General features: G+C 73.3%; 9 protein-coding genes. 4 read left to right on the forward strand and 5 right to left on the reverse strand.

The genetic code is table 11. The features are described 5' to 3' along the window. Positions 1-133: 133 nt before the first annotated feature. The 3 genes from HII36_RS56465 to HII36_RS09905 form a co-directional block, all read right to left on the reverse strand. A complete protein-coding gene (locus HII36_RS56465) occupies positions 134-1,990 on the reverse strand; it encodes a peptidoglycan-binding protein (protein WP_328807665.1) in 1,857 nt (618 codons plus the stop codon). Positions 1,991-2,081: 91 nt separating this feature from the next. Then, positions 2,082-3,125, reverse strand: a complete 1,044-nt coding sequence (locus HII36_RS09900; RefSeq protein ID WP_173522796.1) for an S-methyl-5-thioribose-1-phosphate isomerase — start codon at positions 3,123-3,125, stop codon at positions 2,082-2,084. Positions 3,126-3,149: 24 nt separating this feature from the next. After that, on the reverse strand, positions 3,150-5,015 hold the full coding sequence (locus HII36_RS09905) for a CASTOR/POLLUX-related putative ion channel (protein WP_173522797.1): 1,866 nt from the start codon (positions 5,013-5,015) through the stop codon (positions 3,150-3,152). Positions 5,016-5,106: 91 nt separating this feature from the next. Between HII36_RS09905 and HII36_RS09910 the strand changes: the two genes are divergently transcribed. Together HII36_RS09910 and HII36_RS09915 are read left to right on the forward strand one after the other, a co-directional pair. Then, complete coding sequence (locus tag HII36_RS09910; RefSeq protein WP_173522798.1) at positions 5,107-6,693, forward strand: serine/threonine-protein kinase; 1,587 nt, start codon at positions 5,107-5,109, stop codon at positions 6,691-6,693. A gap of 69 nt (positions 6,694-6,762) precedes the next feature. Beyond that, a complete protein-coding gene (locus HII36_RS09915) occupies positions 6,763-7,872 on the forward strand; it encodes a DUF5925 domain-containing protein (protein WP_173522799.1) in 1,110 nt (369 codons plus the stop codon). 94 nt (positions 7,873-7,966) lie between these two features. On the opposite strand, the gene HII36_RS09920 is transcribed toward HII36_RS09915, so the two are convergent. Continuing rightward, the gene (locus tag HII36_RS09920; RefSeq protein WP_173522800.1) at positions 7,967-11,020 is read right to left on the reverse strand and encodes a DUF6493 family protein; all 3,054 of its coding nucleotides are present in this window, start codon (positions 11,018-11,020) and stop codon (positions 7,967-7,969) included. Next, positions 11,017-12,348 (reverse strand): SWIM zinc finger family protein, encoded by a 1,332-nt coding sequence (locus HII36_RS09925; protein ID WP_173522801.1) that lies wholly within the window; start codon positions 12,346-12,348, stop codon positions 11,017-11,019. Before HII36_RS09925 ends, HII36_RS09920 begins: the two co-directional genes overlap by 4 nt. Before the next feature lie 305 nt (positions 12,349-12,653). On the opposite strand from HII36_RS09925, the gene HII36_RS56470 reads away from it, so the two are divergent. Together HII36_RS56470 and HII36_RS09930 are read left to right on the forward strand one after the other, a co-directional pair. Next, on the forward strand, positions 12,654-14,516 hold the full coding sequence (locus HII36_RS56470; protein WP_236003356.1) for a S9 family peptidase: 1,863 nt from the start codon (positions 12,654-12,656) through the stop codon (positions 14,514-14,516). Beyond that, positions 14,513-15,778 (forward strand): M20/M25/M40 family metallo-hydrolase, encoded by a 1,266-nt coding sequence (locus HII36_RS09930; RefSeq protein ID WP_328807666.1) that lies wholly within the window; start codon positions 14,513-14,515, stop codon positions 15,776-15,778. The genes HII36_RS56470 and HII36_RS09930 overlap by 4 nt, the downstream gene beginning before the upstream one ends. The last annotated feature ends 43 nt before the right edge of the window (positions 15,779-15,821 follow it).

The raw sequence follows: 15,821 nt of genomic DNA on the forward strand, positions 1-15,821 counted from the left end.
GGACAACGCCCCGCCCGGACAACGCCCCGCCCGGACGACTCCCCTGGCCGGACGACCCTTGCCATCGGTCGGCGGCGCCATCCGGAGTCAGGTGAGTGGCACCGTCCGAGTCGGGCCGGTGGCGCCGTAGTGGTCAGGTCTGTGGCGCCGTCCAGGCCAGGCGCCACGTCACCGGGCCCACGATCCCGTCGTCGTCGACGCCCTGCTGCCGCTGGAAGCGCCGGCACACGTCCTTGGAGTCGCTGCCGTAGGCGCCGTCCACGTCGATCTCCCAGCCGCGTTTGCTCATCTGGCGCTGCCACGTCCGCACGTCCTCGCCGCGCATCACCGGCGGGTACTTCAGCAGCCTGCCGGGGAACGGCGGCACCGTCGGCTGGCCGTCACCGCCGCCGGGCCGCGGCGCGCCCCGCTTGACCCACGCGTACAGCGGCTCGCCAGGGCAGTCGGTGCTGTAGCCGTCGCGGTGCCCCTTGATCTCCTTGCCCGCGCGCCCGCGCTCGCGCAGGTGCGCGACGGCGTCCAGGATGCCGTGCAGCAGCCCGTCGGGCGGCTGCACCAGCCCGGCGTTGCCCACCAGCCCGAGCACCGCGTAGTGCCCGGCGTTCAGCCCAGGCCCGTTGGCGGCCGGCAGATGATGCAACCCGCGCCCCTCGAACACCTTCCGATGCGGACAGGCGATGTAGGTGTTGCCGGTGAAGTACACGGTGCCGTCACGGCGGGCCAGCCAGCTCTGGTTCTCGGTCCTGGGGCACCAGATCTCGCCGTGATACGTCTCTCGGCGGATCTCGAAGCCCGCTTTCCGCTGCGCGGCTTCCCGGGGTCCCACGTATTGTTGCCGCCGGATGTTCACCAGCCACATCTCGCTCTTGCAGGTGTTCGTCGGCGGCTTCCGGCGCAGGGACGCCGATCCGCCCGTCAGCAGCACGGCGAACATGAACGCCTCGGCAGCCGCGCGATCCTTCTGGGCCAGCTTGTCCTTGCCCGCGTTGTCGGCCGCCAGAGACGTCTCGATGAACAGCGAGAGCTGCGCTCGCGTCAGCGACAGCAAGAACTCGTGGCTGGGCACCCGCGCCGGCGCCACCTCGAGGAGCCGCCGGCCGGCGTCCGCCGACAGGTGGAACTCGATGAGATGCCTGTTCGTGGTCTCCCTCCATCGAGGGATGCCGTCCGTCGCCCTGCCCAGTCGCGGAAACCCGGCCACGGGAGGCCCGAAGACCGACATCAAGGCCGCGCGGATCCGGGCCGCGTACATGTGATTCTTCATGGATTGATACAGGGCGACATTGGTCGTACGGTCCCCGTTCCGCAGCGACATGACGTGGCCCTCCGTCCAGAACCAGGCCACGAGTTCGACGAAGGCGTCGGACCACTTGGCCTCGGTCGGCAGGTCCAAGCGGGGAGCCGCGATGGGGATGCGGTCCCAGTACCCCAGCGTCTCCGTGGTCGCCCACAGACGCTCGAACTCGGTGACGGAACGCGGAGACCTGCCCGTGGGCAGCCAGTGCCCCTTGGGACCCTTCTGCCGCGTGGTTCCCGTTCTGCGGCGTCGGCGCTCGACCGGCCATCGATGCTGCGGGGTGGTGAGCGACGAGTGAGAGGTGCCCTCCATCCGCACCATTTCCCTGGGCATCGCAGGGAAGACGCAGACCTCGAGCACGGGCTGCCACTCCGACATGCCCAGGTCGTGGTTGAGGGTGAGGGCCATGTCTCCTTCGCGCAGGTCGCGATACGACTTCCAGCCCTGCTGCGTGAGGATCTCGGTTTCCTCGTCCACGCAATAGCCGATGTCCATCCAGCCGTTGCCGTCCATGTGGTGGCGTTGGATGGACTGGACCAGCGCGACGCAGCCGGCGTGGTCGGTGACGATGCCCGGGTCGACTCTGCCGCCCGTGTAGTGGACCTTCACTCCCTTCGTGGAGTCGAGCTGCGTGTAGTCGCCGCGGGGCGCTCGGGCCCGCCAGTCGCGACGTAACACCAGGTCAATGGCCACGGTGTGCTCCGGAGGTCGATGAGGGGTCGGACACGACGACCGAGCGTAACGCGGGATGTGCGGACAGGTCCTGGAGATGCGATTTTTCGGGTCAGGGCCTGATCACCCGCTGGTCCGTCACGATCGCGGTGATCAGATCGTGCGGTGTCACGTCGAACGCCGGGTTCAACGCCCGAGTTCCCTCCGGGGCGAGGCGTACACCTCTGACGGTGACGATCTCGTCGGCGCCCCGGTCCTCGATCTCGATGTGCTCCCCTGACGGGGTCGCCGGGTCGATGGTGGTCTCGGGGGCGACGACGATGAACGGGACCCCGGCGCGGGCGGCGCCGAGTGCGAGGGCGTACGAGCCGATCTTGTTGGCGGTGTCGCCGTTGGCGGCGATGCGGTCGGCGCCGATGAGTACGGCGTCCGCCGCGCCCCTGGCCAGCAGGTACGGCCCGGCGGAGTCGGTGACGAGGCGGTGCGGCGCGCCCATCCTGGCCAGTTCCCAGGTGGTGAGCCTGGCGCCCTGCAGCAGCGGGCGGGTCTCGAGTGCGAGCACCTCGGCCAGGCGGCCGCGTTCGTGCAGGGTCTGGACGACGCCGAGCGCGGTGCCGCGTTCGACGGCGGCCAGGCCGCCGGTGTTGCAGACGGTCATGACGCGCAACCCGCCGGCCCGGCCGCCGACCCCCTCGCGGCTTCCGGCGCCCTCGCGACTTGTGAGTCCTTCGCGGCTTCCGGCATCTTCGCGGCTTGCGAGGCCTCCGGGGCTGCCGAGGGTTTCGAGGAGGTCGGCGCCGCGTTCGCCCATGGCCAGGCAGGCGGCGATGTCGTCGTCGCGCACCCGCAGGGCCGCCGCCAGCACGGCGTCCGGCCCTTCCGGCAGGTGGGCGGCGGCCCGGTCGACGCCCCAGGCCAGGTTGACCGCGGTGGGACGGGCGGCGCGCAGCCGGGCGACGGCGTCGCGGTCGCCGTGGGCCAGGACGACGCCGAGCGCGCCCGCGACCCCGAGCGCCGGCGCGCCGCGTACGGCCAGCCGCCCGATGGCCTCGATCAGCTCGTCGACGGTGGTCAGCCGGAGCATGACGCACTCGTCGGGCAGCCGGGTCTGGTCCACGAGCTCGACGGCGCCGTCGACCCAGTCAATCGTCCGCATGTGTCCCATTGTTCCGGGTCAGGGTCAGCGCTCGGCCAGGACGATCACCGAGTCGGTCTGGCCCAGCGTGACCGTCCCCGACTTGGACGGGTTCAGCACGATCCCGTAGTGCGGCGGCACGTTCCTGGCCGACGCGTCGCGGTAGCCGATGGCCGTCTCGCCGCGCCTGCGGGCCGCCTCGATGATGGTGGAGAACGTGACAGGCGTGCCCGTCCTGACGTAGTTGGCGGCCGGCCGCGGGTAGATCTCCGAGCCGTGCGAGTCGAACAGGTAGCCGAAGACGTCCGCCAGGTGGCGGTTCTCGGCGAGCTGGGCCAGCAGCAGGCCGATGACGGTGTCGCTGATGACGATGTCGTCGGCCTCGGTCACCTCGGCCAGCGCGCGGTTGTTCTCGTCGTGCATCTCGCTGACGATCGAGTACTGCTCGCCGAGCACGCTCTGCATGTCGCGCAGCTGCAGCAGCGTCATGAGCGTCCTGGTGTCGGCGTGGTGCACGTTGAACCGGTCGTCGGACAGGACGATCACGTGCTGGAACAGCCCGACGCCCAGCGACTCCAGCGCGAACCTGTCGGTGGTGTCGCACTCCTTGACGTTCACCGTGAGGTTCCGCAGCCCGGTCAGGTTCGTGCCGGCCTTGGGGTGGTCGGCGGCGACCTCCAGCACCGAGCCGGGCGCGACGTAGCCGTCGAGGTAGCGGATGATCTGCTCGGCCCGGCCGTTCCAGTTGAGCAGCAGGGTGCGCTCGGGCTGGAGCTTGGCGCGGGCCGCGGCGACGACGGCGGACTCGTCCACGGCGGGCTTGCCGCCGGCCAGGCGGATGTGGGAGTCGTCGTGCGCGATGACGATGACCTGGTCGTCGGCGCCGACGACGGTGTCCATGGCCGGGTTGAGCACGATGCCGGCCGGCCGGCGCAGGCCGATGACGGCGGCGGTCTGGTAGGCGTGCAGCACCTCGCCGTACGTGCGGCCGGTCAGCGCGGCGTCGGAACGCAGGTAGATCTCGCCGTCGTCGAAGTTGAGCAGGTCCATGCAGACCACGGACATGCCTGACTGGCGCGAGGACTGCACGATCAGCCGGGAGGCGGTGTCGTCGGAGTCCACCAGGTGCACGTCGGGCCCGCCGGCCAGGCGCGCGGCGGCGATGTTCCTGCTGGAGGCGAGCGCGGCCACGACCGGCGGGTGCGCGCCCTCGCGCTTGGCGAGCGCCAGCAGGATCTTGATGACGTGCGCGTCGGGGTCCTCGCCCTCCGGCGAGAGGACCACGATGGACCTGGCCGTCTCCAGGTTGAGCAGCGCCAGGTCGTGCGGCTCGGTGGGCCGCCCGGTGCGGCAGACCAGGCGGGTCTTGCCGAGGTCGCCCACGTGCTCGCGGATCTCCTCCTCCATGGCCAGCTTGTCACGTTCCGCCATGACGGCGATGACCGACCTGGGACGGCTGGCCTGCGCCTTGACCAGTTCGGCGACGATCGTGAACACCTGGTCCGACCAGCCGAGCACCACCGTGTGACCGGACTCGACAATCCTGGACCGGCCCCGGCGCAGCAGGTCGACCTGCTGCTTCAGCCCGTTGGAGATCAGTCCGACGAGCATGCTGACGATGAAGAGCCCGCCGAGCGACCCGGCGAACATCACGATCATGTAGCCCAGCGATCCCTTGTCGCTGGCGAGCTTGCTCGGGGTGAGCGCGTGCATGAGTGAGATCCACAGCACCTCGCCCGGCGCCGAGGCGCCTTCCGGCTCATTGGGCGCGAACAGCAGCGTCATCGCGGCGATCACCACGATGAGCGCCACCGACACTACGGCCAGCCAGCCGATCAGCGACGCCGTCCCTTTCGACATGGTGTTGTCGAACCAATAACGAGCACGCTCCCGCAACGTGACTCTCGACACCCCGATACCTCCGCGTAAGGAGTGATTTAACCAACAGCACAAGGTACAGGTGGATCATCCGAAATGCAGGAAGACCGGTAACGTATCGGCCATGGTGACCCCCCTGACACCGGACGACCCGGTCGCGCTGGGCGGCTACCGCCTGGCCGGCCGTCTGGGCGAGGGCGGTCAGGGCGTGGTCTACCTGGCGCATGCCGAGTCCGGCGAGCCGGTGGCGGTCAAGCTGCTGAGCACCGGCGACAAGGAGACCAGGGCGCGGCTGGCCCGCGAGCTGGAGGCGCTGGAGGGCATCGCCTCGTTCTGCACCGCCCGGGTGCTCGACGTGGCCACCGGCGGGCCGCGGCCGTACGTGGTGAGCGAGTTCGTCGACGGCCCCTCGCTGGCCGACCGGGTGGGCGAGCGCGGCCCGCTGCGGGGCGGCGACCTGGAGCGGCTGGCGGTCGGCACGGCCACCGCGCTGGCGGCCATCCACGCCGCCGGGATCGTGCACCGCGACTTCAAGCCGGCCAACGTGCTGCTCGGACCGGACGGCCCGCGCGTGGTCGACTTCGGCATCGCGCGGGCCGAGGGCGCGGCCACGCTGACGTCTGGCCTGATCGGCACGCCCGCCTATCTGGCGCCCGAGCAGATCAACGGCTCGCCCGCGACCGCCGCGTCCGACGTGTTCGCGTGGGCCGCCACCATCCTGTACGCGGCCACGGGGACGAGCCCGTTCGGCGCCGACACCGTGCCTGCCGTGCTGCAGCGGGTGCTGTACGCCGAGCCGGACCTGGGGGTGCTGCCCGGGCGGCTGCGGGGGCTGATCGGGGCGGCGCTGTCGAAGGACCCGGCGCGGCGGCCCGCGGCACGCGACCTCATGGTCGCCCTGGTCAACCCGAACCACCCGGTCCCACCGCCGCCGCCACCGCCTCCCGCCCGGGGACCGATGCCGGGACCAGGGCAGCCACACGTTCCGTCCGGGCCGCGGTACGGGCCGGGTTCCCAGCGCGTCCCGGCCGACGGCGGCCCGCCCACCGGGCCCGGCGGCGTCGCGCGGACCGCCGAGGGCGGGCGGCGCGGCTCGCGTGCCCTGCTGGCCGGGGTCGTGGCGGCGGCGCTGGCGATCGGCGTGGCGGGCGGCACGGTGTTGTGGCTGAACTCCAGGACCCCGCCGCCGAAGACCGGCGACACGGCCTCCACCGCGACCACCGGCGAACCGTCAGACCAGACCTCCGGCCAGCCGTCCGATCCGGCTTCCCAGGCGCCCCACTCCGATCCCCTGGCCGACCTGCTCGGCGCGCTCTCCACCGACTCCCTGTCCACGGCGACGATCTCCGCCGATCCGTCGCTCAAGATCCCGGCCGCCTTCGCGGGCACCTGGTCGGGCACCGCGGACGGCGTCGTCATGCGCAAGCAGTTCAAGGATGACAAGGTCACGATCGTGCTCAAGGCCGGCCAGAACACGGGCACCTGGGAGTCGCCGGGCGAAGACCCGGGCTGCGCCAAGGGCGTCCTGAGGCTGACCGCGGTCACCGGCGAGCGGCTCACGTTCTCCCTGGGCGGCCTGAGCGGGCGGTGCGCCGCGATCGACATGGTGGGCGGCGTCCCTGTCACGCTGGACAGGAAGCCGGGCGACAAGCTCGCCTACGAGCTGACCCTGCTGGGCTCGTCCAAGGGCGAGCTGAGCAGGACCGGCTAGTTTCAGCCGTGCGCGATTTCGCCGGGAAATCCTTCGACATCCGCACCCCGGAAGTGGATCATTGACGGTATGTCTGTGATCAGGGAGGTGCCGTTCCCGGGGCCGGACGAGTCCGAGCTGCCGATGAACATCTGGGTCGACGACACCGACTCCGCCATCGACGTCATCGACGCGCTGGCGCTGTCGCCGTTCGCGACCGGTGTGCAGCCCTGGTCCCGGCTGGCGAACCTGGAACGGGTGCGGCCCGAGGCGACGCTGAGCCCGGCAGGCGCCCGCGTGGTGCGCACCGCGCAGGTCGAGGACGGTTCGGAGTCGCGGCTCATCTGCGGCGACGGCTGGACCCTGCGCGTCGTACGCCATCGCAACCGCTCCGCCACGGTCAGCGTCACGGCCGTGAGCGAGGAGCTGGCCCGCAGCGTGCTCAAGGAGAGCATCGACGGGGCCGAGGAGCCCGCACCCGACACCGACCACGTGGAGATGGGCTTCTGGTGGCGCGGCACGCACGGCGGCGTCCGCTCGGAGAAGCCGATCACGGCCCAGCCGTGGGAGGAGATCAGCAAGAACTACTCGGCGAAGGTCCGGCCCGCGCTCGACCGGCTCATGGCGGTCGACCCGGCCGAGGTGAACGGCCGGCTGATCCTGCTGCACGGGCAGCCGGGCACCGGCAAGACCACGCTGCTGCGGTCGCTGGCCAGGCAGTGGCGCGAGTGGTGCCAGGTCGACTGCGTGCTCGACCCCGAGCGGCTGTTCAACGAGCCCGGCTACCTGATGGAGGTGGCGGTCGGCTACGACAGCGACGAAGACCAGCAGCGCTGGCGGCTGCTGGTGCTCGAGGACTGCGACGAGCTGATCAGCGCGGGCGCCAAGGCGATGGCCGGGCAGGGCCTGTCGCGGCTGCTGAACCTCACCGACGGCCTGCTCGGCCAGGGCCGCGACGTGCTGGTGGCGATCACCACGAACGAGGACCTGACCAGGCTCCACCCGGCGGTGATCCGTCCGGGGCGGTGCCTGGCGCAGGTGGAGGTCGGACCGCTGAGCAGGGACGAGGCGGCGCGCTGGCTGGGCAGCCCCGACGGGGTGGGCCCGGCGGGCGCGACGCTGGCCGAGCTGTACGCGCTGCGCGCCGGCCGCGACCTGCCCCAGGCCCCCGGCGACGACTCCACCGGCCTGTATCTCTGACCGGTCTTCGCCCGGCGGCCCGGAACCCAGGGGTGCGGAACCCGGCGACGCGGGACCCGCGGGCGCGGGTCCCGCGGGCGCGGGTCCCGGGGCCTCACATCAGGCTGGTGTGCAGCCGGCGGGCCGCCCGCACGAAGTTGCTCGACGCCTTGCGCCCGGCGATCTCCGCCACGCACGGCACCGGCCGCGCGGCCCCGGCCCAGCGGGCGGCGCGCAGCGCGAAGTCCAGCGCCCGGGTGTGCCCGGGGATCGGCCGCTCCCCCGGCCCGGGCAGGTACGCCGCCAGCAGCCCGCACATGATCCGCCAGACCTCCAGGTGCGCCCCGTGCTCGGCCGCGCTCTCCAGGGACTCCAGCACCGGCCCGAGCTTGAACCAGGTCCTGCGCAGCAGCAGCGCCAGGTTGCGTCCCACCTCCTCGGCGGGCAGCTCGCCCCTGGCGGCCAGGTCGAGCAGCAGCCGCACCGCCTCGCCCGGCGGCTGCTCCCACGAGCGCCGCGTGGCCAGGAAGTAGGCCAGCATGAGCGCGTACGCCTCGCCCGTGGGACCGTCGGCCGGCGCCAGCGCCGCACCGTACGACGGGTGGATGCCGGCGTGGTCCCACTGGTGGAGCAGGTACGGCAGGTAGTGCTGGGCGACGACCTCCCGGTCTGATGGCAGCACGGCGTGCCACCAGCCCATCGGCCCGTGCTCGTCATGCCGGTGGGCGGGCGCGCCGGACAGCAGGGCGTCGATCAGCTCCAGCCCGGTCGGCTCGACGCTGACGTGCGGCGTCAGCCGCGGGCTCTCGGCCACGCCCGGCTCCTGGTCGTGGACGTAGACGTGCGATTCGTCCGACCACTCGACCCGGGTGACCGGTTCCGGGCGGCCGCCGTTCAGCCAGGACGCCAGCGCGCGTCCGGCGGCGGAGGTCAGCGTGCCCGCGCGGGCGGCGGCCTCGGGCGGGATCGTGCGCGGCAGCCGGAGCAGGGCCTGCTGCAGGTCGGCGGGCATGGCCTCGACACCGGCCCGCTCGTAGCCCGCCAGCCTGGCGACCAGCTCGCCCGGGTCCACGTGCCCGGTGCCGCTGGTGGGCTCGGCCAGCAGGTACGGCGGCAGCGTGCCCGCCTTCAGCCCGGCGTAGACCTCCTGCCAGCGGCGCAGCAGGAACAGGTGCGGCGGCGCGGCCGACCGCCGCCTGGGCAGCCGGTCGGCCGGGGGTCGTTCCGGCTCGGGCGCCGGGTAGGGGACGAAGGTCAGGGTGTGGTCGGCGTGGTGCTCGGCCGGGTTGACGTCCGTCAGGCCCTTCCGCAGCGTGCGGAGCCGGACCGGCCGGCTCACGCGCACCCCTGCCTCGGCGGGCGAGGCGGCCGGGATCTCAGCGCTCTCCCCCGGCGCCGCCCCCGTCGTCTCGTCCGGCGCGCGGGTGCCCGCGGCGGTCGCGGGCTCGGGTTCGCCGCCCGGCTGGACGATCTCCCGCCTGATCGCCTCCGCCCAGTGGCGCGGGTCGGTCCACGTGTCGAGCAGGTAGAGCCGTTCGGCGGTCGCGGCCTGGTACCTGTTCAGCGGAACGATCTCCGCCATCCTGGCCCTGAGCCCGTCGCGGTCGCCGGCGCAGGCCCGGACGACCGCCGCCAGCCAGCGTTCCGCCACGTCCCAGCCGCCGTCGTCAGGGAGGCGGCCGACCAGGCGCGGCACCGGCGCCATCGGCTCCGCGCGGCGCGGCGCGGGCAGCGGCACGGGCGTGAAGTCGTCGGGCGCGGGACGTTCCTCCCGCGCCGCCTCCCCGCCGAACACCGCCGCCAGCGCGGCGCCCAGGTCGGGCGGCAGCAGGCCGATGGCCTCGCGTACGGCCTGCGCGCCCACCGGCGTGAACCGCCTGGCGTGCTTGATGGCCAGCCGCACGGCCCGGCCCTGCACGTCGGGGGACTCGCCGGCGAAGGCGAAGCCGAGTGCCGGGGCCAGCTCGTCGAGGTCGTCGCCGGCCGCGCCGGCCGCCTGGTCGAGCCAGGACAGGCCGGCGCTGACCAGTTTGCGCTCCGGCCGGTACAGCAGTGCCTGGACGGCCTCCACCACCTCGGCGGGTTCCAGGCCGCCGTGCGCGCGCAGGTGTCTCAGCGCCAGGTCGGCGACCGGGCCTGGCGCGGCGGGCAGCAGCCGCAGGTAGTCGCGCTGGCGTGCGGCCACCTCGTCGGCGGTGGGTTCGAGCAGGTCGTGCAGGCGGGCGAAGAAGCGCAGCGTGGTGGCGGTGCCGCCGCGCAGGAACCGGCGGACGCAGCCGTCGAGCAGCAGGTCGCGGGCGATCCTGCCGTCGCGTTCCAGGGTGCGCAGCGCGGCCAGCCAGGGGCCGGACGCGGGCGAGCCCGCCTGTTCCGCGCGCAGCTCGTGGCCGACGCCCTCGGCCTCGAACAGGCGGGTCAGCAGGTGGTCGAGCAGCGGGTCGGCGCGTAACGAGGCGGCGGTCGGCGGCCGGCGGACCCAGGCCACCGTGAGCGGGTCGTGCCCGGGCGGGGTGGCGCCGCTGCGGCGCAGCATGGCCAGGGCGAGCGTGGGCAGCGGGTCGGGCCGCGCGGCCCGCTGCACGCGCAGCCGCAGTGCGGCCCTGACGGCGAAGTCGGCCTGCCACTCCGGCGACCGGCCGGCCAGGACGCGTTCCAGCACGTCGCCGTCGTCGACCGGCGGCCACCACGACCGCACCAGGTCGCGGCGGGTGAGCCAGGCGAGGACGGCCGCGGCCCCGCCGATGGTGGCGGCTCCGGCGACCCGCATCGGGGTGACCCAGTCGTCGGGGCCCGGCACCTTCCAGCCGGGATCCCACTTCACCGACCACAGCCACTTGTCGTCGGCGAACAGGTGCCGGTCTCTGGCCCAGGCCGCCTCGCGTTCCCGGTCGAGCCTGAGCTCGGCCAGCCTGGCCTGTTCGGACGCCCACGCCCTGACCTCGGGGATCCGGGTGGGCAGGTCCCTGGCCACCGCGCGCCTGGCCGCGGGATCGAGCGCGGCCACCCGATCGGCCACGGCCGTCGCGTCACCCGCGCGCACGGCCTCCCGCACGAACTCCCACGCGTCCACCTCCCGCAGGGCCGCGCGGCCGCGTCCAGCCCCCGACGCGCCGTCGCCGTCACGCTCCGGCCCGTCCGCGCCGTCGGGCGCGGGCTCCTCCGGGTTCACGTGGTCACCTCGACCGCCACGCGGGCGGTGATCCTGGCGGCCAGGACGTGCTTGCACGGCCCGCGCGAGCCCCGGTGGTCGAACCACCACGGGCAGGTGCACTCGCCCGACTCGACGCGCACCCGGCGCACCCCGCCGGAGGTGGTGACCTCGGCCGTGTCGCCGTGCAGCCGGACCGCGCCGGCGGCCGCCAGCGCCCTGGCCGCCGTGAGCCGCGGGTTGAGCTCGGCCACCTGTTCCCTGTCGTAGGGCAGCTCGCGGTGGAAGTGCCCGGCCTGGTGCAGGTCGTAGCCGACCCTGCCGGAGGTGCCGAGCTGGGTGAGCGCGGCGCGGACGCGGTCGATGGGCAGGCCGGCGCGGTCGGCGAGGAGGCCGAGTTCCACGGTGGGCTCGAAGTTGAGCAGCATGCCGACCACGTCGGCGTCGCCGGCGGCCTCGTCGGTGGCCAGGTCTTCGAGCACCTGGCCCTCGCCGGAGAAGCCGCGCCACGGCTGGGGTGAGACGGCCAGGGTGTAGCGCATGCCGGGCAGCTCCAGCTCCCAGGCGCTGGCCGCGAACTGGTCGCCGTCGGCGGGGCCGTACAGGCGCAGGGCCTTGGCGAACCTGAGCAGCGGCAGCAGCGTGGCGACGCGCCCGGCGCCCGCCAGGCAGACCGCGCCGCGCGTGTGGGTGGCGGACACGCGCAGGTCGCGGCCGGTGGGCACGGCCCAGACGTTCGCGGCGGCCCGGCGCGGCAGCGAGCGCAGGAAGCGCACCGCCTGCGGCCCCTTGAGCTCGGCGCGCAGGTCGAAGCCGGAGGCGATGACCTGGACCTCGGCGAAGCCGCGCAGCCAGCGGGTGGGCAGCGGCACCTTCTTCTCCACGACCGCGCCGTCGAGGGTGGTGACGGTCAGCTCGTCGGGGCCGACGCCCAGGTGGAGCGGGTCGCGGCCGCCGACCCTGGCCAGCGACTCGCGCAGCGGGCCGTTGACGTCGACGTTCGTGGTGCCCCGGTCGAGCACCTCGCCGTCGATCGCGTCGACGTCGAGGCGGGCGTAGACGCCGCCGCAGGCGGAGAACGACTCGAACCTGAGCCGGTCGCCGTCGCACGTCACGACCGGGTCGCGGGTCCAGCCCGGCCTGGGCTGGTGGTAGCGGGTGAGCGCCACGTCGGCCACGGCCAGCAGCCCGGCCGCGGCCGGGGCGGCCTGGGTGAGCAGCCCGCTGAAGAACCTGGGGTGCGCCTGGGGGCCGGACAGCGCCCGGCCGCCGGAGGTGGACAGGCCGAGGCGCCCGTCGGAGAGCGTGGAGAGCCCGGCGTAGGAGTACGCCTGAACCGCTTGAGTCATGCCCGGAACGATAGAGATGATCACTGACACAATCGGGCCGGTACGTAAACCGTCCGATGCGCGACACCGGGCACGAAACCACAATGTGGCTGGTGCTCAACGCCGATCCGGCCGGCTTCGCCGTGCCGTGACGCACGCGCACCCGCCGGGCGAGGGGGAGGTTCGCCGTGGCCGTTCGGGGGCAGCGTCCGACGACGCGCGGCTCGGCGGCTCCGGGAACGGCGGCGGCGTCGCGCGCGTCCCCGATCCGCCCGGCCGCTCCCCGCCCCGATTCTCCGTTTCTCCCTATGGCAACTGGTGACTGTATGAGCATTCGACCGATCGATGTGGCGCGTACCGATGGCGGCCCGCAGTGGGTGGAGGCCGTGGAGACGCCGTCCGGCGTCGAGGTCTGGTGGGACGAGCCGCGCCCGCACGAGGGCGGCCGGCGCTGCGTGGTGCGCCGGCTGCCGGACGGCTCGCGCACCGACGCGCTGCCCGCGGGATGGAACGCTCGAAACCGGGTGATCGAGTACGGCGGGCGCTCGTGGCGTCCGCTGCCGGGCGGCGGCCTGGTGTTCACGAACTGGGCCGATCAGCGCCTGTACGTGACCGCCGGCGACGCCGAGCCGGTGGCGATCACGCCCGCGGGCCCGGCCAGGTACGCCGACCTCTATCTGCCCCCGGGCCGCGGCGAGGTGTGGGCGGTCCGTGAGGTCGACGACGTGCGCGACCTGGTCGCGGTGCCGCTGGACGGCGGCCCGGTCAAGGTCATCGCCCGGGCCCAACATTTTCTGATGAACCCGAGAATTTCTCCCAACGGACGATACGTCGCGTGGATCGGGTGGAATCACCCGAACATGCCTTGGGACGGCACCGAGTTGTGCGTGGCCCCGCTGGCCGCCGACGGCACGGCGGGTCCGCACCGCGTGGTGGCGGGCGGGCCGGAGGAGTCCGTCACGCAGGCCGAGTGGCGCGACGACGACGCGCTCTACGCGGTCACCGACCCGACGGGCTGGTGGAACCTGCACCTGGTCCACCTGGACGGCTCCCCCGCGGTGAACCTCACCCCGATGGAGCTGGAGTTCGGCGCGGCGGCGTGGAAGCCGGGCATGGCCTGCTTCGCGGTCGGCGAGGATCGCCTGGCCGTGGTGTACGGCACCGCGGACCGCCGCCGGCTGGGCGTGCTCGACCCGGCGACCGGCGAGCTGACGGAGATCGGCGGCGAGTCGGCGACGTACTGGAGCTCGACGGTCTCGACGGCCGGCGGCCGGGTGGCGGCGGTCGGCGCGACGCCGTACACGCCGCTGGAGGTGACGCTGGTCGGCCTGGACGGCGGCGGCCGCGAGGTGGTGTCGGCGCCCAAGCCGCTGCCGGCGCGCGAGCTGCTGCCCACGCCGGAGCCGGTCACGATCGAGGACGTGCACGCCCACCTGTACGCCCCGGCCGGCGCCCAGGGCGCGCCCGCCCCCTACGTGATCTTCGTGCACGGCGGGCCGACCGGCAGCTACCCGGTCATGCTCGACCTGGAGATCGCCTACTTCACCAGCAGGGGCATCGGCGTGGCCGTGGTCAACTACGGCGGCTCGACCGGCTACGGCCGGGCCTACCGCGAGCGGCTGCGGCACCAGTGGGGCGTGGTGGACGTCCAGGACTGCGCCAAGGTGGCGCGCGGCCTGGTCACGCTGGGCCGGGCCGACGCGGCGCGCATCGCGGTGCGCGGCGGCAGCGCGGGCGGCTGGACGACGGTCGCCGCGCTGGTGCACAGCGACGTGTTCGCGGGCGGCGTGGCGCACTACGCGATCACCGACCCGGCGAGCTGGGCCGCCGAGACGCACGACTTCGAGTCGCGCTACCTGGACGGCCTGGTGGGCCCGCTGCCCGAGACCCGGCAGAGGTACACCGAGCGTTCACCGCTCCTCCACGCCGCCCGGGCGTCGGGCCCATGCCTCATGCTGCACGGCCTGGAGGACGCGATCGTGGACGTCGGCCAGGCCGAGCGATTCGTCGCCGAACTGGACAAGCACGGCAAACAGTGGGCCATGCTGACCTTTCCCGGCGAGCAGCACGGCTGGCGCCGGGAGGAGACCATCGTCGCGGTACTGGAGGCCGAGCTGGCCTTCTACGGGCTGATCTTCGACCTGGAGACGCCCGAGGTGCCGCCACTGACCCTGAAGGGGAGAGCGTGAAGAGCGTCGCCGAGATCTGCTCGGATCTGATCAGGTTCGACACCACCAACCCGGGCGCGGGTGAGCGCCCGGCCGCGGAGTACGTGGCCACGCTGCTGGCCGACGCCGGGATCGAGCCGGTGGTGTTCGAGTCCGCGCCGAAGCGGACCACCGTCGTGGCCAGGATCGACGGCGACTCGCCCGACGCGCTGCTCATCCACGGCCACCTGGACGTGGTCCCGGCCGACCCGGCCGAGTGGGAGCTGCACCCGTTCTCCGGCGAGATCGTGGACGACTGCGTCTACGGCAGGGGCGCGGTGGACATGAAGGGCTCGTGCGCGATGACGCTGGCCACCGTGCTCGGCATGGCGGCGGCCGGCGTGCGGCCCAGGCGGGACCTGGTGCTGGCGTTCCTGGCCGACGAGGAGGCGACGGGCGACTACGGCTCGCGGCACGCGGTGACCGAGCACCGCCACCTGTTCGACGGGGTGACGCAGGCGATCAGCGAGTCCGGCGGGTTCAGCGTGACCTCGGGCGGCACCCGCGTGTACCCGATCGCGGTGGGCGAGCGCGGCACCTCCTGGATGAAGCTCACCGCGCACGGCGTGGCCGGGCACGGCTCGCGCCCTGCGGTGGACAACCCGGTGGCCACGCTGGTGCACGCGCTGTCGCGGGTGGCCTCCTACCAGTGGCCGGTGCGGCTGACGCCGTCGGTCGCGGCGCTCATCGAGAGCCTGTCGCAGATCACCGGGCAGCGCATCGACCTGGACCGGCTCGACGCGGAGGCGGCCCGGCTGGGCCCGCTGGGCAGTCTGTTCAAGGGGCAGATCCGCAACTCGGCCAACCCGACCATGCTGGACGCCGGCTACAAGGTGAACGTGGTGCCGTCCACGGCCGAGGCGCACGTGGACGGGCGGTACCTGCCCGGGCTGCAGGAGGAGTTCCTGGCCACGATCGACGAGCTGCTCGGGCCGAAGATCACCCGGGAGTTCGTCAACCTGGAGGACGCGCCGGCGGCGCCTTACCCGTCGCCGTTCTTCGACCTGCTGGCGGGCTCGATCACGGCCGAGGACCCGGCGGCGCGGCCGGTGCCGTACGTGATGAGCGGCGGCACGGACGCCAAGTCGTTCGCCAGGATCGGCATCGAGGGCTACGGTTTCGCGCCGCTGATGCTCCGGCCCGACCTCGACTACTTCGGCATGTTCCACGGCAAGGACGAGCGGGTGCCGGTGGAGGGGCTGGAGTTCGGCACGCGGGTGCTCACCAGGTTGCTCACCTCATAGTGGAACAAATCATTCCGTTCTGGTAGAGTGGAGCCATCGCGAC

The organism is Nonomuraea antri (assembly GCF_013283785.1).
Classification (GTDB): domain Bacteria; phylum Actinomycetota; class Actinomycetes; order Streptosporangiales; family Streptosporangiaceae; genus Nonomuraea; species Nonomuraea antri.

What these genes read in the sequence shown, in the direction of transcription:
- HII36_RS09900 (WP_173522796.1), bottom strand. Translation starts at nt 3,125, where the DNA reads ATGCGGACGATTGACTGGGTCGACGGCGCCGTCGAGCTCGTGGACCAG.
- HII36_RS09910 (WP_173522798.1), top strand. Translation starts at nt 5,107, where the DNA reads ATGGTGACCCCCCTGACACCGGACGACCCGGTCGCGCTGGGCGGCTAC.
- HII36_RS09915 (WP_173522799.1), top strand. Translation starts at nt 6,763, where the DNA reads ATGTCTGTGATCAGGGAGGTGCCGTTCCCGGGGCCGGACGAGTCCGAG.
- HII36_RS09925 (WP_173522801.1), bottom strand. Translation starts at nt 12,348, where the DNA reads ATGACTCAAGCGGTTCAGGCGTACTCCTACGCCGGGCTCTCCACGCTC.
- HII36_RS56470 (WP_236003356.1), top strand. Translation starts at nt 12,654, where the DNA reads ATGAGCATTCGACCGATCGATGTGGCGCGTACCGATGGCGGCCCGCAG.